The 16,414-nt window shown below is 73.3% G+C and carries 17 protein-coding genes; 14 read left to right on the top strand and 3 right to left on the bottom strand.

Going from position 1 to position 16,414, the window contains the following annotated elements:
* Nucleotides 1-69: 69 nt before the first annotated feature.
* The 13 genes from ACWCXH_RS25835 (at nucleotide 70) to ACWCXH_RS25775 (ending at nucleotide 10,687) form a co-directional block, all read left to right on the top strand.
* Complete coding sequence (locus ACWCXH_RS25835) at nucleotides 70-1,047, top strand: ribose-phosphate diphosphokinase (protein ID WP_449803858.1); 978 nt, start codon at nucleotides 70-72, stop codon at nucleotides 1,045-1,047.
* A 282-nt stretch (nucleotides 1,048-1,329) separates the two neighbouring features.
* Nucleotides 1,330-1,917: a 50S ribosomal protein L25/general stress protein Ctc gene (locus ACWCXH_RS25830; RefSeq protein WP_449803857.1), complete on the top strand. Its 588-nt coding sequence runs from the start codon at nucleotides 1,330-1,332 to the stop codon at nucleotides 1,915-1,917.
* A 102-nt stretch (nucleotides 1,918-2,019) separates the two neighbouring features.
* The gene (gene pth, locus ACWCXH_RS25825; protein ID WP_449803856.1) at nucleotides 2,020-2,601 is read left to right on the top strand and encodes an aminoacyl-tRNA hydrolase; all 582 of its coding nucleotides are present in this window, start codon (nucleotides 2,020-2,022) and stop codon (nucleotides 2,599-2,601) included.
* A 187-nt stretch (nucleotides 2,602-2,788) separates the two neighbouring features.
* On the top strand, nucleotides 2,789-3,070 hold the full coding sequence (locus ACWCXH_RS25820; protein WP_449803855.1) for a response regulator transcription factor: 282 nt from the start codon (nucleotides 2,789-2,791) through the stop codon (nucleotides 3,068-3,070).
* A gap of 83 nt (nucleotides 3,071-3,153) precedes the next feature.
* A complete protein-coding gene (locus tag ACWCXH_RS25815) occupies nucleotides 3,154-3,483 on the top strand; it encodes a hypothetical protein (RefSeq protein WP_449803854.1) in 330 nt (109 codons plus the stop codon).
* A 114-nt stretch (nucleotides 3,484-3,597) separates the two neighbouring features.
* A complete protein-coding gene (locus ACWCXH_RS25810; RefSeq protein WP_449803853.1) occupies nucleotides 3,598-4,539 on the top strand; it encodes a hypothetical protein in 942 nt (313 codons plus the stop codon).
* Complete coding sequence (locus tag ACWCXH_RS25805) at nucleotides 4,536-5,069, top strand: hypothetical protein (protein WP_449803852.1); 534 nt, start codon at nucleotides 4,536-4,538, stop codon at nucleotides 5,067-5,069. Before ACWCXH_RS25810 ends, ACWCXH_RS25805 begins: the two co-directional genes overlap by 4 nt.
* Nucleotides 5,070-5,082: 13 nt before the next feature.
* On the top strand, nucleotides 5,083-6,645 hold the full coding sequence (locus ACWCXH_RS25800) for a peptidoglycan-binding protein (RefSeq protein ID WP_449803851.1): 1,563 nt from the start codon (nucleotides 5,083-5,085) through the stop codon (nucleotides 6,643-6,645).
* Entirely contained in the window at nucleotides 6,645-7,346 is a 702-nt protein-coding gene (locus ACWCXH_RS25795; protein WP_449803850.1) for an ABC transporter ATP-binding protein, read from the top strand. The genes ACWCXH_RS25800 and ACWCXH_RS25795 overlap by 1 nt, the downstream gene beginning before the upstream one ends.
* The gene (locus ACWCXH_RS25790; RefSeq protein ID WP_449803849.1) at nucleotides 7,343-8,608 is read left to right on the top strand and encodes an ABC transporter permease; all 1,266 of its coding nucleotides are present in this window, start codon (nucleotides 7,343-7,345) and stop codon (nucleotides 8,606-8,608) included. The genes ACWCXH_RS25795 and ACWCXH_RS25790 overlap by 4 nt, the downstream gene beginning before the upstream one ends.
* A gap of 163 nt (nucleotides 8,609-8,771) precedes the next feature.
* Complete coding sequence (locus ACWCXH_RS25785) at nucleotides 8,772-9,092, top strand: hypothetical protein (protein WP_449803848.1); 321 nt, start codon at nucleotides 8,772-8,774, stop codon at nucleotides 9,090-9,092.
* Nucleotides 9,093-9,207: 115 nt separating this feature from the next.
* Entirely contained in the window at nucleotides 9,208-9,729 is a 522-nt protein-coding gene (locus ACWCXH_RS25780) for a SigE family RNA polymerase sigma factor (protein ID WP_449803847.1), read from the top strand.
* A complete protein-coding gene (locus ACWCXH_RS25775) occupies nucleotides 9,719-10,687 on the top strand; it encodes a hypothetical protein (RefSeq protein ID WP_449803846.1) in 969 nt (322 codons plus the stop codon). Before ACWCXH_RS25780 ends, ACWCXH_RS25775 begins: the two co-directional genes overlap by 11 nt.
* 85 nt (nucleotides 10,688-10,772) lie before the next feature.
* On the opposite strand, the gene ppc is transcribed toward ACWCXH_RS25775, so the two are convergent.
* On the bottom strand, nucleotides 10,773-13,508 hold the full coding sequence (gene ppc / locus ACWCXH_RS25770; RefSeq protein WP_449803909.1) for a phosphoenolpyruvate carboxylase: 2,736 nt from the start codon (nucleotides 13,506-13,508) through the stop codon (nucleotides 10,773-10,775).
* A gap of 333 nt (nucleotides 13,509-13,841) precedes the next feature.
* Here ppc and ACWCXH_RS25765 point away from each other — a divergent pair, with 333 nt between their 5' ends.
* Nucleotides 13,842-15,113 carry a sensor histidine kinase gene (locus tag ACWCXH_RS25765; protein WP_449803845.1) on the top strand — a complete coding sequence of 424 codons (1,272 nt, stop codon included), beginning with the start codon at nucleotides 13,842-13,844 and terminating at the stop codon, nucleotides 15,111-15,113.
* Nucleotides 15,114-15,123: 10 nt separating this feature from the next.
* On the opposite strand, the gene ACWCXH_RS25760 is transcribed toward ACWCXH_RS25765, so the two are convergent.
* Both ACWCXH_RS25760 and ACWCXH_RS25755 read right to left on the bottom strand, forming a co-directional pair.
* Nucleotides 15,124-15,633 (bottom strand): SUKH-3 domain-containing protein, encoded by a 510-nt coding sequence (locus ACWCXH_RS25760; protein ID WP_449803908.1) that lies wholly within the window; start codon nucleotides 15,631-15,633, stop codon nucleotides 15,124-15,126.
* A gap of 119 nt (nucleotides 15,634-15,752) precedes the next feature.
* Nucleotides 15,753-16,214, bottom strand: coding sequence for a YwqJ-related putative deaminase (locus ACWCXH_RS25755; RefSeq protein WP_449803844.1), 462 nt, complete (start codon nucleotides 16,212-16,214; stop codon nucleotides 15,753-15,755).
* Nucleotides 16,215-16,414: the final 200 nt, after the last annotated feature.

Here is a 16,414-nt window from a genome sequence, read left to right as displayed (position 1 = left end):
TGCGTGCGGGCTGCGCCTGCTCGCGTTGGGTGGAGGGGTTCAGCGTCCGCAACGCGAGGAGACGGTGCAGTGAGCGGGATCACGACGTCGGGTGAGAAGAAACTGAAGCTCTTCTCCGGCCGTGCCCACCCGGAACTGGCGAAGGAGGTGGCCGCGGCGCTGGGGACCGAGCTGGTCCCGACCAAGGCCCTGGACTTCGCCAACGGCGAGATCTACGTCCGCTTCCTGGACTCCGCGCGCGGCGCGGACTGCTTCGTGATGCAGAGCCACACGGCTCCCATCAACCAGTGGATCATGGAGCAGCTGATCATGATCGACGCTCTGAAGCGGGCCTCCGCGAAGAGCATCACCGCGATCCTGCCGTTCTACGGGTACGCCCGTCAGGACAAGAAGCACCTCGGCCGCGAGCCGATCTCCGCCCGTCTCGTCGCCGACCTGCTGCGCCAGGCCGGCGCCGACCGCCTGATGGCCGTGGACCTGCACACCGCGCAGATCCAGGGCTTCTTCGACGGCCCGGTGGACCACCTGTTCGCGCTGCCGCTGCTGGCCGACTACGTGGGCGAGCGGGTCGACCGCTCCAAGCTGACGATCGTCTCGCCGGACGCCGGCCGCGTGAAGGTGGCCGACCAGTGGTGCGACCGCCTGGACGCGCCGCTGGCGATCATCCACAAGCGCCGCGACATCACGCAGGCCAACACGATCCTGTCGGCCGAGGTCGTCGGTGACGTCAAGGGCCGGGTCTGCGTCCTGGTCGACGACATGATCGACACCGCCGGCACGATCTGCGCCGCGGCCGACGCGCTGTTCGAGAACGGCGCCGCGGACGTCCTGGTCGCGGCCACCCACGGTGTGCTGTCCGGCCCGGCGGCGGACCGCCTCAAGAACTCCCGGGTCAGCGAGTTCGTGTTCACCAACACCCTGCCGACCCCGGCGCAGCTGCAGCTGGACAAGATCACCACGCTGTCCATCGCCCCGTCGATCGCGGCGGCCATCCGTGAGGTGTTCGAGGAGGGTTCGGTCACGAGCCTCTTCGAGGGCGTGCACTGACGAAGGCCCGCGCAGGCGGCCCCGGTCCGTCGCGGGCCGGGGCCGCCGCCGATTTCGCGGCAGGGCGCAGGTGCGGTTAGACTCGTGAAACTGCTCGGCGAGGGATGCCGTGTGCCCGCTCGACGGGTGCCCGCTCCGTGATCGGCGCGCTGCCGGTGCCGGACTTCCGGACTCCGGCAGAGGTCGTTGCCGCCGAGTGACCCCCAACGTACTGAGGGTGTGGTCCCGGCGGTTTTTCGCGTTGCCTGCACCCCCGCGCCAGTCTTCACGAGGAGTGCAGTCGTGTCCGAGATCCGCCTTGCCGCCGAGACCCGTACCGAGTTCGGCAAGGGTGCCGCCCGCCGCGCCCGCCGCGCCGGCTTCGTCCCCGGTGTCGTCTACGGCCACGGCCACGCCCCGGTTCACCTGAACCTGCCCGGCCACGACCTGATGATGGCCCTCAAGACCCCGAACGCCCTGCTGGTCGTGCCGATCGACGGCAAGGACGAGTACGTGCTGCCGAAGGCCGTCCAGCGCGAGGCCATCAAGCGCACCATCGAGCACGTCGACCTGCTGCTCGTGAAGCGCGGCGAGAAGGTCACCGTCGAGGTTCCGGTCCACACCGAGGGCGAGCTGGCCGCCGGCGGCAACCTGCTGGAGCACGTCCTGCAGGCCCTGCCGGTCGAGGCCGAGGCCACCCACCTGCCCGAGGCCGTCACCGTCTCGGTCGAGGGCCTGGAGGCCGGCGCCTCGGTCCACGCCAAGGACATCGCCCTGCCGAAGGGCGTCTCCCTGGCCGTCGACGCCGACGCCGTCGTGCTGCAGGTCATCGCCGCCCAGGCCGCCCCGGTCGAGGAGGAGGCCGCCGAGGCCGAGGGCGCCGAGGCCTGAGCCTCTCGCTGACTGCTGAGACCGCTGCCCCGGTCGCTCCCGTTGGAGCGGCCGGGGCAGCGGTGTGTCCGGGAAGATGGCGTTCGAGGAAGAGGTGGAAGCATGAGTGGGGAAACGTACGAGGGGCCGTGGCTGGTCGTGGGGCTGGGGAACCCGGGTGAGCAGTACGCCCGGAACCGGCACAACATCGGCTTCATGGTGGTCGACCTGCTGGCGCAGCGGATGGGCGCCAAGTTCAAGGCGCACAAGAGCCGGGCGCAGGTCGCCGAGGGGCGGCTGGCCGGGAAGCGGGTGGTGCTGGCCAAGCCGATGTCGTTCATGAACCTGTCCGGCGGGCCGGTGACGGCGCTGCGCGACTTCTACAAGGTGCCGGCGGCCGCGGTCGTGGCGGTCCACGACGAGCTGGACATCGACTACGCGACGCTGCGGCTCAAGCTCGGCGGCGGCGACAACGGGCACAACGGCCTGAAGTCCATCACCAAGTCGCTGGGGCCCGACTACCACCGGATCCGCTGCGGCATCGGCCGCCCGCCGGGCCGGATGGAGGTCGCGGACTTCGTCCTCAAGGACTTCTCCGGCGCCGAGCGCAAGGAGCTGGAGTGGTTCGTCGACCGCTCCGCGGACGCGGTGGAGGCCCTGCTGTCGGAGGGGCTGGAGCGGGCGCAGTCGACGTACAACTCCTGATGATGTGACGTCGGCCACAGTGGCGAATCCGGAGGATTCCGGCTTCGGGCTGATCAGGCGTCGGGGGTGGCGGATGCTTCGCAAATGGAGGACGAACGTCCGATGTTGCGCCAGGGTGTCGGCTGCTTCAATCGAGGGTCGGGGCCGCACAGGGGGGTGCGGTCCTGCCGCCCTGAGAGGAGAAGTCGTGCCCGAGGGTCACACCTGCGTCAACGACGCGTGCCCGTGCCGGGTCCCGCCGTTGACGGAGGGGGAGCTGGACGCGCTGTCGGAGCGCGAGTACGAGGTTTTCGAGCATCTGGGGACGGGGGTCACCAATACCGAGATCGCCCATCTGCTGTACATCACCGAGCGTACCGTGAAGGCCCATGTCGGCCGGGTGGTGCGGAAGTTGAACGTGGAGACGCGCACCGCCGCGGCACTCGCCGCACAGCGGCACCTGCTCAGGAATGTCCGTTCGGACAATTGAGCGGCCGTCGCCGGATTGATGTGATGGGCAGCGGTCCGATCGGACCGAGAACCCTCAGGCTTATACCGACAAGGGGGAAAACCATGCTCAAGTCTCGTTCGCTGCGCGGGATCACCGTGGCCGTGGCCGCCGCTTCGGCGCTGGTCCTGGGTGCGGGCATCGCGAGTGCCGGCACGCTCGACGGCGACTACACCACCGGCGGTGTCCGGATCCGCTCCGCGGCCGACACCAACGCCACCGTCTACGGCCAGGGTTACCCGGGCCAGGGCAACTGGGACTACTGCTACACCACGGGTACCAGCGTGAACGGCAACGCCTACTGGGACAACAACAAGGACAAGGCCACCGGCGTCCAGGGCTACAGCTCCGAGGTCTACCTGACCCAGGGCGTGAACCAGTTCACCCACTGCTGACCGGTGATCGGTAGCACCCGGTAGTACGGCGGTGCCGCTCGCCCTCGGAGAAGGAGGGCGAGCGGCACCGCTTCGCAGCCTACTCACAACCACAGCCGAAGGGCACACCGGTCAATGTCGAGGCGCACCATCCCCGTTGCAGCAGTGCTCGTGCTGGCGTCCGCCGTGATCGCCGGCTGCTCGTCGGGCTCGGGCGGCCAGTCCGCGTCCGGTGGGGGACCGCCGGGCGGCCAGGCCGGCACCGGCGCCGCGGGCGCGCCCGCCGTGACGGCGACACCCACCCCGACCTCCGCCTCCGACCTGACGGCGCTGCCGTTGCGGGCCTTCGTCCCCAGCGACGACGAGGCGAAGACGCTCAACAAGGCCGAGGGCCTGCTGGCCCAGGACTGCATGCACCGGCTGGGGTTCGGCACCTGGCAGCCGCCCGCGACCGGCCCGACCGCCAAGTCGGCGGACATCGCCGACCAGTACGGCTACCTGGACGAGGCGCAGGCCGCCCAGTACGGCTTCCGCAGCGCGGCCGGAGTCAAGGGCAAGCCTACCGACGGGCCCAAGCTGGACCCGGCCCAGTTCACCGCGGAGACCGGCGCCACCTCCGTCACCGACTCCAAGCAGGTCGGCGGGAACATCCCCGACGGCGGCTGCTTCGGGGAGGCCGGGCGCAAGCTCGACGAGGGCCTGACCAAGCCCGCCGGCTCGGTGTACGAGGACCTGATGAGCGAGTCGTACCAGCGCACCAACGTGGACCCCCGGGTGGTCGCCGGGATCAAGACCTGGGCCGACTGCATGAAGCAGAAGGGCTACTCGTACAGCAGCCCGCAGGCGCTCTCCGCCGAGTCCTGGGGCGCGACCGTCACCCAGCGCGAGATCGACACCGCCAAGGCCGACGTCGCGTGCACCAAGCAGACCAACCTGCCCGGCATCGCCTTCGGGGTGCAGAGCGCGATCCAGCAGCAGCAGATCGCCCAGCACCAGCAGCAGCTCAAGGCCCAGCGGGACTTCGTCGACGCCCGCCTGCGCAAGGCGGCCGAGGTGCTGCGGAGCAGGGGCCAGTGAGGCGGCGCGGGGCGGCCGCCGTACTGGCGCTGCTGGCCGCGCTCGGGACGGCCTGCACGGGCGCCTCCGGCGCGGAGCGGCCGTACGGGCTCGGGCCCGACGGCGAGCGCCTGGAGAAGCCGGACCCGGCCGTCGAGCAGGCCTACCTCGCCTACTGGGACGCCTGGTTGGCGGCCTACCGGACGCCGGGTGCGCCGGACGACGGGCTGGCCCGCTACAGCGACGAGCCCAACCTCAGCTCGATCCGGGCGACCCTGGCGGACGCGTACCGGAAGAAGCAGTACAACGAGGGCGCCGTCGGGCACCGGCTGGCCGGAATGCGCACCGACGGGGACGCCCGGATCGTCTACGACTGCGCGGACCTGAACGGCTGGCTGATCCACGACGCGACCACCGGCGCCGAGATCGACCAGGTGAGACAGAAGCCACGCCAGCTGGCCATCATGACGCTTCGTCAGGCAGGCGGAGCGTGGAAGGTCACCAACAGTCGCAAGCCCCTCGAATGCACAGTGCAGGACCGAGCGAAGTAAGGCGGACGCGGGCATGCTGCGCAATCTGCGGCGAACGGCCGGGAGCGGCGACGACGGTGCGGACGACGACGCCGAGGGCGCCGACCGACGGGCCGACGGCGGCGCGGCGCGGCGGCGCCGCCGGATGGTGGTCGCGATCGCGGTGGGGGCGGCGGTGGTCTCCGCGGCCGGGCTGGGGGCCTCCACACTGGTGAAGTCGCCGGAGCAGGTGGCCGCGGACACCAAGCCGCCGGCCGCCTCGCCGCTCACCGCGCCCGTGGTGCAGCGGGTGCTGGCCAACACCACCGTACTGCGGGGGGTGTTCTCGGCCGGGCAGACGTACGCGGTGCAGCCGGCCACGGTCGCCGCCTCGACCGGCGGCCCCGGCGGTGGCACGCCGATCGTCAGCGCGCTGAAGGTCGCCGCCGGGGACCAGGTGGACAGCAAGAAGGTGCTGGCCGAGGTGTCGGGCCGGCCGGTGTTCGTGCTGCCCGGCTCCATCCCCGCCTACCGCGACATGCAGCCGGGGGAGTCCGGTGACGACATCGCCCAGCTCCAGTCCGTGCTCAAGGACCTCGGCATCTCCACCGGCGGGGACGCCAAGGGCTCGTTCGGGGCCGGGACCAAGGCCGCTGTGACCAAGCTCTACCAGCAGCTCGGCTACAGCGTGCCGGTGACCGGCGAGACCACGGCCGCCGCCGTCCGGACCGCCCAACAGGCCGTCCAGCAGCAGGAACAGGCGGTGCAGGACCTGCAGAGCCGGCAGGCGCCGCCGGCACCGGGCGACGCGAGCGGTGCCCCGAGGGCGGACGGGGGAGGGGCGGGAGGCGGTGGCGACAGCGCCACCCAGCTGGCACGGGCGAAGAGCCTGCTCGACCAGAAGCGCCAGGAGCTCGCGCAGGCCCAGGCCAAGGACGGCCCCCAGGTGCCGCTCTCCGAAGTGCTCTTCCTGCCCTCGCTGCCGGCCCGCGTGCACGCCGTCTCCGCCAAGGTGGGCGACAAGGTCACCGCGCCGATCCTGAGCCTCACCGCCGGCGGCCTCGGCCTCACCGGCCACCTGTTGCCGAGCGACGCGCCGCTGGTCAAGCAGGGCATGAAGGTCACCGTGCTGTCCGAGTCCACCGGAGTCCAGCTCTCCGCCCAGGTGGGCGGGGTGGGGGCCCTCGTCACCCCCGGCGGCAACGCCGCGCCCGGCGCCGGGACGGCCGGCCAGGGCGCGGACCCGGCCGGCGGCGCCCGGCAGGACCCGTACGTGCCGGTGTCGATCACCCCGGACCAGCCGTGGAGCCCCGCGCTGGAGGGGCAGGACGTGCGGATCACCATCGTCGAGGCCGCCACCTCCGGGGAGGTGCTGGCGGTGCCCGCGTCGGCGATCAGCTCCAGTGTGGACGGCCGCACCACGGTGACGGTGGCCGCCGCCGACGGCAGCCGCCGCCCGGTCGAGGTCACCGCGGGCGTGGTCGCCGACAACTACGTCCAGGTCACCGCCAAGAACGGCGACCTCAGGGCCGGCGACCCGGTCCTGGTCGGCGTCGGCCAGGCGGGCGCGGGCGGCGGCGCCGCGCCCGGCGGGGGCTTCCAGGGCGGGGCCGGCTGATGGCGGAGCCCGACGACCCGCCGGTGATCCGCATGCGCGGGGTCTCCCGGACCTTCCCGGGGCCGCCGGCCGTCACCGCGCTGCACCCCACCGACCTGGAGATCGCCCGCGGCGAGTACGCGGCGGTGGTCGGCCCGTCCGGCTCCGGCAAGTCCACCTTCCTCAACCTGCTGGGCCTGCTCGACCGGCCCAGCGGCGGCACCTACGAGCTCGACGGCATCGACACCGGGGCGCTCTCCGAAGCGCGCCGCACCTCGCTGCGCGGCAGCCGGATCGGCTTCGTCTTCCAGTCCTTCCACCTGCTGCCGTACCGCACCGCCGAGGAGAACGTGATGCTCGGCCAGGTCTACAACCGGACCCTGAGGGCCGGCCGGCGCGCCGCCGCGCGGAACGTCCTGGAGCGGGTCGGGCTGGGCCACCGGATCGACGCGCTGCCCTCGCGGATGTCCGGCGGCGAACGGCAGCGGGTGGCGATCGCGCGGGCCCTGGTCAACGCGCCCTCCCTGCTGCTGTGCGACGAGCCGACCGGCAACCTGGACTCGGTGACGGCCGTGCGCGTGATGGAGCTCTTCGAGGAACTGCACGCGGGCGGGCTCACCCTGCTCGTCATCACGCACGACCGCGAGGTCGCCGCCCGGGCCCGGCGCACCGTCACCATCCGCGACGGACGCCTGGACGGCGAGGAGGTGGCGGCCGGATGAGGCTGCGCAGGAAGCGCCCCGGCGGGGACATCCCGCTCTCCCGGCTGAGCCCGGCCGACCTGTTCGCGGAGGCGCTGTCCGGGATGATCCAGCGGCCCGGCCGCTCGGTGCTCACCCTGCTCGGCACCGTCCTCGGGGTCGGTGCGTTCGTGGCCGTCCTCGGGCTGACCTCGTCGGCGGCCGGGCAGATCGGCAAGCGGTTCTCCATGCTGGAGAACACGACCGTGACGCTGGTCGACGTCGGCAAGCCGCCGCCGGCCCAGCAGGGCGAGCCCAGGGCGGCGCTGGACTTCCCGGACGACGCGGACTCCAGGGTCGGGCGGCTCAACGGGGCGCTGGCCGCCGGCGTCTACTGGCCGGCCCCGCTCACCGACCCGCGGATCTCCAACTCGCCCGTGCCGGGCACCGACCCGGGCAACGGCCTGAACCTCTACGCCGCCTCCCCCGGACTGTTCGACGCGATGCAGCCCACCCTCCAGGCCGGCGCGCTCTTCAACGCCTTCCACGCCTCCCGCAACCTGCGGGTCGCCGTGCTCGGTGCCACCGCCGCCGACCGGCTGGGCATCAACCGGCTGGACGCCGCGCCCGCGGTGTTCATCAACGGGGTCGGCTTCACCGTCATCGGGATCGTCTCGGACACCCAGCGGCTGCCCGAGACACTGCTCGGCGTCATGGTGCCGTCCACCACCGCGCACACGCTCTGGGGCAACCCGCTGACCGGCGACAAGGGGCAGGCCCGGATGCTGATCCGCACCCGGACCGGCGCCGCGCCGCTGATCGCGAGCCAGGCGCCCACCGCCCTGCGGCCCGAGGACCCGGCCAGGTTCAGCGTGATCGCCCCACCCGACCCGCACGGGCTGCGCGACAGCGTCTCCGGCGACCTCACCGGGCTGTTCCTGCTGCTCGCCGCGATCTGCCTGGTGATCGGGGCGGTCGGGATCGCCAACACGACGCTGGTCGCCGTCCTGGAGCGCACCGGGGAGATCGGGCTGCGCCGCTCGCTCGGGGCCCGGCCGCGGCACATCGCGGCCCAGTTCCTGACCGAGTCCACGGTGCTCGGCACGCTCGGCGGGCTGGTCGGCACGGCGATCGGGGTGGGGGTGGTGGTGGGGGTCGCGCTGGTCCGCGACTGGTCGGCCGTCCTCCAGCCGTGGACGGTGCTGCCGGCGCCGCTGGCGGGCAGTCTGGTCGGCCTGGTGGCGGGGCTCTACCCGTCGCTGCGGGCCGCCTGGGTGGAGCCGGCCGAGGCGCTGCGGCGCTGACCGGAGGCGGATGGGGGCGGATGGGGGCGGAGCGGACCGGGCCGGGGCCGGTCGGCAACAGTCGTACAACGCTTGACGGTCCAAACCTGAATAGGTGTGAGAACTCTGTGCGGGATCGGATAGCGTCGGTCCCGTACGCGAACGGGTCCTGGGGAGTTGCTCGATGCGGAGATTGCGTCCGGTCCGCCGACTGGGGCGGATCCGGGTGATGCGGTTGCGGCAGTTCGGCCGGCGGATGGGCACGGCCGGTGCGCTGGGGGCGGCCGGGGTGCTGCTGTCCAGTGGTGTGGCGCACGCCGATCCGGTGGCGGAGCCCGAGCAGGGGGCGTCCCCGGAGCCGGCGGCGGCGCAGTTCGCGCCGGTGCTCGGCGACTCGGTCGGGCCGGACGCCGGGCTGCTGGCGGTCGGCGGCGGCCTCGTGGTGGTGGCCGGTGGCGCCGCGCTGTGGCTGAGGCGCCACCGCGCGGGCGGGTCGGCCGAGTAGGGCACGCACGGCTGTCGGGCCGGGGTCCACGGAAGTGGGCCCCGGCCCTTTCGTGTGCCCGGAATCCGGGCGCCGGTCTGTCATCCGTTTTCGGCGGGCGGGGCGTCCTGTGGGTATGAAGCGCGAATCGATGGGCCCGGGGGGCGTCGACGGGGACCCGTTCGACGAGTTCGTCGCGGCGCGGTACCAGGCCCTGCTGCGGGGGGCCTACCTGATCACCGGGGACGTCCACGATGCCCGGGACCTGCTGCACGACGCCCTCGCCCGGGTGTATCCGAAGCGGTCGGCGATCCGGGACCCGGGGGCCACCGAGGGGTACGTCCGCCGGACGATGGTCCGCACCCACGTGTCGCGCTGGCGCCGGACCAGACGCGAGGTGCTGACCTCCGCGCTGCCGGACGGCCCGGCGGCCCAGGAGGCCGAGCGGGACGAGTGGTTGGCGGCGGCGCTGGGCGCGCTGCCGCGACGGCAGCGGGCGGCCGTGGTGCTTCGCTACTACGTGGACCTGTCGGTCGCGCAGGTGGCGGAGGAACTGGGGTGCTCGGTGCCCACGGCGAAGACCCACCTGGCGCGGGGGATCAGGGCGCTTCGACAGGAACTCGAACCGGTGAGGGAGTTGGTGGGTCGTGAGCGCTGAGGACCGATTCGAGGAGGAGCTGGTCGTCCGGCTCGGGGCGCGAGCGGAGGCGGTCGTCGGCAGCCCGCCGCTGGCCGAGCTGCGGGCGGCGGGTCGGCGGCGGGTGCGGCGGCAGGGGGTCGTGCGGGGGGTCACGGCGGTGGCGGTGCTGGCGGTCGGCGCGGGGGTGCTGACGCAGTTGGGCGGCGGGGGGACGTCGTCCGGCCAGGGCGTGGGCGGCGGGCCGGCCGGGGTGCCGACGGGAGGGGCGGGGGCGTCGCCGTCGGCCGGGTGGAACTCTCTCAAGGGGAGGATGGTCTTCGGCTGCCACGCGGGGCCGTCCTCGCTGCGGACACCGGGCATGCACGAGCACCCGACCGGGGTGCCGACGGGCCCGCTGTCGTTCACGCCCTCGTTCACGCCGTCGTCGGTCCTGCCCTCGTCGAGCCTGCCGACGTCGAGTCTGCCCTCGTCGAGCCTGCCGACGGGGGGCCGCGTCATGGCCCCTCCGCCGACGGGTTGGTTCACGCCGACGCCGTCGGGCTCGCCGTCGCCGCTGTCGTCGGCCGAGTTGCGGCAGCTCGACCTGGCGCGCGCGAGCGAGGCCGTCGACAAGGTGGGGAGGGAGAACTACGCGGACCACTACTTCGGCGTCTGCCGCGACCCGGAGAGCGACACCCTCTACGTGATGCGCGTCCCGGGCGGCGGTGACCTGGACGCCGCCGTGGCGCGGGTGCTGGTCGACTGGCCCGCGGTGAAGCTGCAGCCCACCGACGCGGTCGGATCGTTCGACGAATTGCGGGAGCTCGCGGACCGGATCGACGCGGACCGCGCGTACTGGCAGGCCAAGGGCGTGCAGTTGCAGTTCGTGCAGGTCGCCAACGACGGCGCCGGCGTGGTGGTCGACACCCCGCAGTGGGAGTCCGCCCAGGCGGAGATCAAGGCGAAGTACGGACCCAAGGTGGTCGAGGTCCGCTAGGCGGCCGAGGTCTGCCAGGGGGCGCGCACGCGAAGGGGCCGGTGTCCGACGGGGGTGGACACCGGCCCCTCCAACGCGCCTGCCGTCAGCCGGTGTTGCGCAGACCGGCGGCGATGCCGTTGACGGTCAGCAGCAGCGCGCGGGCGCGCAGCGGGTCCTCGTGGCGCCCGGCGGCGACCTCCTCGCGCTGGCGGCGCAGCAGCGCGACCTGGAGGTAGGAGATCGGGTCGAGGTAGGCGTCGCGGACGGTGAAGGTCTGCTTCAGCACCGGGTTGTGCTCCAGCAGTTCGCCCTCGCCGGTGAGCCGGAGCACCTCGCGCAGGGTGAGGTCGTGCTCGGCGACGATCTGGTCGAAGACGTGGTGCAGTTCGGCGGGCACCAGCTGCTCGACGTAGTGGCGGGCGATCCGCAGGTCGGTCTTGGCCAGCGTCATGGCGACGTTGGACAGGAAGTTGCGGAAGAAGTGCCACTGCCCGTACATCTCGTCCAGCACGTCGCCGAGGCCGGCCGCGCGGGCGGCGGCGAGGCCGGAGCCGACGCCGTACCAGCCGGGGACGATCTGGCGGGACTGGGTCCAGCCGAACACCCACGGGATGGCGCGCAGCCCGTCCAGGCCGGCGCCGGAGTCGGGGCGGCGGGACGGGCGGGAGCCCAGGTGCAGCGAGGCGAGCTGGTCGACCGGGGTCGAGGCGAAGAAGTACTTCGGCAGGTCGTCCTGCTCGACCAGGGCCCGGTAGGCGGTGTGGGCGGCCTCGGACACCCGGTCCATCGCGGCGTCCCAGCGGGCCAGTTCCTCGGGGGCCTGGCGCGGGGAGGTGTGCAGGGCGGAGGCGGAGAGCGTGGCGGAGATGGTCAGTTCGAGGTTCTCCCGGGCGAGGGAGGGAAGCAGGTACTTGTCGGAGATGACCTCGCCCTGCTCGGTGACCTTGATCTCGCCCTCCAGGGTGCCCCACGGCTGGGCCAGGATGGCCTCGTGCGAGGGGCCGCCGCCGCGGCCGACGGTGCCGCCGCGGCCGTGGAACAGGCGCAGCCGGATGCCGTAGCGGTGGGCGACGTCGCGCAGCCGCCGCTGGGCGCGGTGGATCTCCCACTGGGAGGTGGTGATGCCGCCGAACTTGGAGGAGTCGGAGTAACCGAGCATGACCTCCTGGACGTCGCCGCGCAGCGAGACGAGCAGCCGGTAGGAGGGGTCGGAGAGCATCTCGTCGAGGATGCGGTCGGCCTGCTGGAGCTCGTCGGTGGTCTCCAGCAGCGGCACGATGCCGATCTTGGCGATGCCGGCGTGCAGGTCGATCAGGCCGGCCTCGCGGGCCAGCACGGTGGCGGCGAAGACGTCGTCGGCGCCCTGGCACATGGAGATGATGTAGCTCTCGACGATCTCGTCGCCGAAGCGCTCGAAGCCCTGGCGGATGGTGTTGAAGACGCCGAGGGTCTTGGTACCGGCGTCGTCCAGCGGGGCCGGGGTGGGGGCGAGCGGGCGGCGCGAGCGGAGCTCCTTGGCGAGCAGCCGCTGCCGGTACTCGCGGGGCATGTCGGCGTAGCGCCAGGCCTCCTCGCCGAGACGGTCGAAGAGCTGGCCGAGCGCGTGGTGGTGGGCCTCGGCGTGCTCGCGGACGTCCATGGTGGCGAGCTGGAGGCCGAAGGCCTCGATGGTGCGGATGGCGCGGGCGAGGCGGCCGTCGGCGATGAGTTCGCCGCGGTGGGAGCGCAGCGAGTCCTGGATCAGGCGCAGGTCGGCGACGAGTTCGCGGGTGCCGAGGTAGTCGCGGCCCTCGACGTGCGGGGTGCCGCCGGCCAGGCGCTCGCGGGTGTTCTCCAGCTTGAGCCGGATGCAGGTGGCCTTGAGGCGGTAGGGCTCCTCGGCGTTCATCCGCTTGTAGCGCGGGCTGAGTTCGGGGAGCAGGTGCAGGTCGGTGTTGAGCGAGGCGAGCAGCTCGACCGAGGCACCGGCCAGGCGCTCGGAGGTGGAGAGCGTGCCCCGCAGGTCGTCGATCGCGGCGAGCGCGTCCTTGATGCCGTACTCGTGCTGGAGGTTGAGGACGTCCCAGGTGACCTGCGGGGTGACGTTGGGGTTGCCGTCGCGGTCGCCGCCGATCCAGGTGCCGAAGGTGAGCGGGCGGACGCCGTCGGGCAGGGTGAGGCCGACCCGGGCGAGCTCCTCGTGCAGCTCCTCCAGGACCTCCGGCACGGCCTCGCGGTAGAGCTCGTCCAGGTAGTAGACGGCGTTGCGGGCCTCGTCGGTGGGCTCGGGGCGGGCGATGCGCAGCTCGTCGGTTTGCCAGAGCAGGTCGATGACCTCGGCGAGGCGGCGGTCGGCGGAGCGCTTGGCGCTGGTGGTGCGGGCCGGTCCGGCGTCGGCGAGGCCGGAGGTGAGCTGCTCGCGGTGGATGCGGTCGAGGAGTTCGCCGATCCGGCGGAGCTTGTTGAGGACGCTGCGGCGGGCGGCCTCGGTGGGGTGGGCGGTGAAGACCGGACGGACCGCGAGGTGGGCCAGGGTGTCCTGGAGGTGCTTGGGGTCGGCCTCGGCGAGCTGGTCGGCGGTCTGGGCGAGCAGCGAGCCCTCCCGGGCGCGACGGGTGGCGAGCTCGCGGCCGCGGTGCACCTGCTCGGTGACGTTGGCGAGGTGGAAGTAGGTGGAGAAGGCGCGGACGAGCTTGGCCGCGGTCTCCAGGTCGATGCCGGAGAGGAGTTCGGCGGTGGCCTCGCCGTCGGTGCGGCTGAGCAGGCGGACCTGTTCGACCAGGCCCAGCAGCTGGGGGCCCTCCTGACGGACCAGCGTCTCGCCGAGCAGGTCGCCGAGGCGGCGGATGTCCGCCCGCAGCGCGGCGTTGTCGGCGTCTGGGCCGGCGGCGACGGAGGCGGGGCTGTCCGCCGGGTTGGGGACCGGAGCGGTCACGGCTGGCTCCCTGTGGTGGTGGGGTTCGGCAACGGCTCATCGTCACAGGCCCGCCCGCGTGTGGCGGGTGTGACGCGTGCGGACCGCGCTGTCCGACGCGACCAGCATAGGTGTCGGGGAGGCGGGTGTCCGCGAGGTGGCCGGATGGCGGACAGGATCACCGCGGCCGCCATGTGGTCTGGACCACTGGAGGCGCCGGGAAGGTGCGCGGGCCATCCCGGTGGGGAGGCAACGGGGTTGCGCCTTAGGCTGTCAGCCATGAGCAAGTCGCCTGGGGAGCGCGCGCCGGTCCGGTCGTTCTGGTGGTGGGAACGGCCGCGCAGCGCATTCCTCGACATCGGGCTGGCGCTGCTGGCCGCGGTGGAGTGCTCGCTCAGCACCATCGCCTTCCTGTCCGCCCGCGCGCACCTGAGCGCGGCCGGCGCGACCGGAATCGCGGTGCTCGGCGCGGTGGCGGGCGGCTCGCTGGTGCTGCGCCGGCGGTGGCCGGCCGTGCCGGTGCTGGTGACGCTGGTGGCGATGCCCGGGATGCTGGGCGTGGTGCTGCTCGTGGTGTCGCTCTACACGCTGGCCGAGACCTGGGAGTGGCCCTCGCGCCGCCGCCGGGTGGTCGCGCTGTCGGCGCTGGCCTTCGCCGAGGCCGTCACCGTGATGATGGTGTCGATGCTCCTGCCCGGCGACGCCGCCGCCCCGGACCCGACACCGCTCTGGGTCCAGGTGCTGATAGCCGTGCTGGTGGCGGTCGGCCTGACCGTCCCGCCGGTGGTGACCGGTCTGTACGTGGGCGCGCGGCGGCGGCTGATCGAGTCGCTCAAGGACCGCGCGCACGGCCTGGAGACCGAGCTCGACCTGCTGGCCGAGCAGGCCCAGGAGCGGGCCCGCCGGGCCCGGCTGGAGGAGCGGACGCGGATCGCCCGGGAGATGCACGACGTGGTCGCGCACCGGGTCTCGCTGATGGTGGTGCACGCGGGGGCGCTGGAGCGGATCGTCGCGAAGGACCCGCAGAAGGCCGCGCAGAGCGCGAAGCTGATGGGCGAGGTCGGCCGGCAGGCGCTCAACGAGCTGCGCGAGATCCTCGGCGTGCTGCGGATGGACGACGAGCGCCCGGCCGAGCCGGACTCGCTGGCCGGGCTGCCGCGGCTGGTCGACCAGTCCCGGGCGGCCGGGATGGCGGTCACCCTGACGGTCAGCGGCAGCCGGCAGCAGTTCACCGGCGACGCCGAGCAGACCGCGTACCGGGTGGTCCAGGAGGGCCTGACCAACGCGCACAAGCACGCCGGCGGCGCGGAGGTGTCCGTCCTGCTGGCGTACGCGCCGAACGGGGTCCGGGTGAGCGTCGTCAACGCCTGCCCGGGCGGCGAGCGCGGCGCGGCGAAGCTGCCGAGCGGCGGCAACGGGCTGGTCGGGATGCGGGAGCGGGTGATCGCGCTCGGCGGCACCTTCTCGGCCGGGCCGGAGGCGGACGGCGGGTTCCGGGTCGAGGCGGTGCTGCCGTCCCGGCTGGCCGTCCGCGCCGAGCCGCTGCGCTAGGCGTCCCGGCTCAGTTCTCGTCCGCGGTGCGCAGCCGTTCCGGGGCGGTGCCGAGGACCAGCGTCGTGATCGCCTGGTCGATCCCGTGGCCGAGGAACCACTCTCCCGTGTGGTCCAGGCTGTAGACGCGGCCCTCCTCGTCGACCGCCAACAGCGCCTGCCCGTACGCCTCCTCGCCGAGCGGCGCGACCTTGCTGCCCAGCGCGCGGCCGAGGTCGGCCAGGGTGCGCGGCTGGTGCAGCCCGCACATCGGGTCGATCAGGAACGGCGTGCGGGCCAGCTGGCGGCCCGCGCCGGACAGGTCGAAGGTGAGGCCGCCGAACTCGGCCCAGGCCTCCACCGCCGCCGGGAACACCGCGTGCGGCACGCCGGCCGCGCCGCCGTACCCCACCAGGGTGTCGGCCCACTCCTCGGCCTGCTGGATCTGCCAGCGGCCGGGGTGCCAGCCGGCCGCCTTGAGCTCGGCGGCGACGTCGGCGGGGAAGCGCGGGCGGGTCCGCCCGGGGGCGCTCGCGGCCAGGGTGGCCGGCGGGGGCGGGGGCGGGCTGGTCGGATTCAGGACGGACTCCGGTGGCTCGGGGACAGGGCGGTGGCAGGGGCGCGGTGGCGCCGCGCCGACGAGGACGCGGCCGCCGGCGGTCAGCGGGCGGGCGGTCCGATCGCGACGCTCTGCACGGTGAAGTGCTCCAGCATCGGGACGCACGAGCGGCACGGCGGCGCGTGGGTGCCGTGCGCCGGGTCGTCCTCCTCGCGGATCCGGACGGTGGTCATCCGGGCGCCCTTGAGCGCCTTGCGGGCCTCGTGCAGGCCCATGGGCTTGCGGGCGGCGCGCTTGGAGCGCCGGCCGTCCACCGTGGTCAGGTACTGCGACAGCAGCACCGCCTCCGGGCAGCGGCCGGTGAAGCGCTCGCGCAGCTCGACCGGCAGCCCGTCCAGGAAGTCGCCGACCAGCGGGTGGAGGACCGGGCGCCGGGCGGACTTGTTCCCGGCCAGGGTGTGCACCTCGCCGCCCTTGAGCGACAGCGCGGCGGCGACGGCGGGCAGCAGGCTGTCCCGGAGGTGGCGCAGTACGGGCGGGCCCGTCGGCTCACCGCTGGTCATGCGTCCTCCTCCTCGTCCTGCGGAGTTCCTGTCGAGTTCCTGCTGGGTTTCCCACTGGTGGACCGGACTGATGGGGTCGGTCCGGGGCAAGCCTGTCAAACGACACCGACATCCGCACAACCGGGGTGCGGGGGTGGGCGAACGGACGGGGCACCTGACCGGTTCAGGCCGCGGTCCAGACGGAACGCTGACTCAATCTG

The sequence above is a fragment of the Kitasatospora sp. NPDC001660 genome (assembly GCF_053596725.1).
The sequence above is the reverse complement of the archived record's forward strand: the minus strand, read 5'-3'. Positions and strand labels throughout refer to the sequence as shown.

Bases quoted from the DNA above. Each gene is read 5' to 3' on its own strand.
- ACWCXH_RS25765 (WP_449803845.1), top strand. From the start codon at position 13,842: ATGAGCAAGTCGCCTGGGGAGCGCGCGCCGGTCCGGTCGTTCTGGTGG.
- ACWCXH_RS25785 (WP_449803848.1), top strand. From the start codon at position 8,772: ATGCGGAGATTGCGTCCGGTCCGCCGACTGGGGCGGATCCGGGTGATG.
- ACWCXH_RS25780 (WP_449803847.1), top strand. From the start codon at position 9,208: ATGAAGCGCGAATCGATGGGCCCGGGGGGCGTCGACGGGGACCCGTTC.
- ACWCXH_RS25800 (WP_449803851.1), top strand. From the start codon at position 5,083: ATGCTGCGCAATCTGCGGCGAACGGCCGGGAGCGGCGACGACGGTGCG.
- pth (WP_449803856.1), top strand. From the start codon at position 2,020: ATGAGTGGGGAAACGTACGAGGGGCCGTGGCTGGTCGTGGGGCTGGGG.
- ACWCXH_RS25810 (WP_449803853.1), top strand. From the start codon at position 3,598: ATGTCGAGGCGCACCATCCCCGTTGCAGCAGTGCTCGTGCTGGCGTCC.
- ACWCXH_RS25815 (WP_449803854.1), top strand. From the start codon at position 3,154: ATGCTCAAGTCTCGTTCGCTGCGCGGGATCACCGTGGCCGTGGCCGCC.
- ACWCXH_RS25790 (WP_449803849.1), top strand. From the start codon at position 7,343: ATGAGGCTGCGCAGGAAGCGCCCCGGCGGGGACATCCCGCTCTCCCGG.
- ACWCXH_RS25755 (WP_449803844.1), bottom strand. From the start codon at position 16,214: ATGACCAGCGGTGAGCCGACGGGCCCGCCCGTACTGCGCCACCTCCGG.
- ACWCXH_RS25795 (WP_449803850.1), top strand. From the start codon at position 6,645: ATGGCGGAGCCCGACGACCCGCCGGTGATCCGCATGCGCGGGGTCTCC.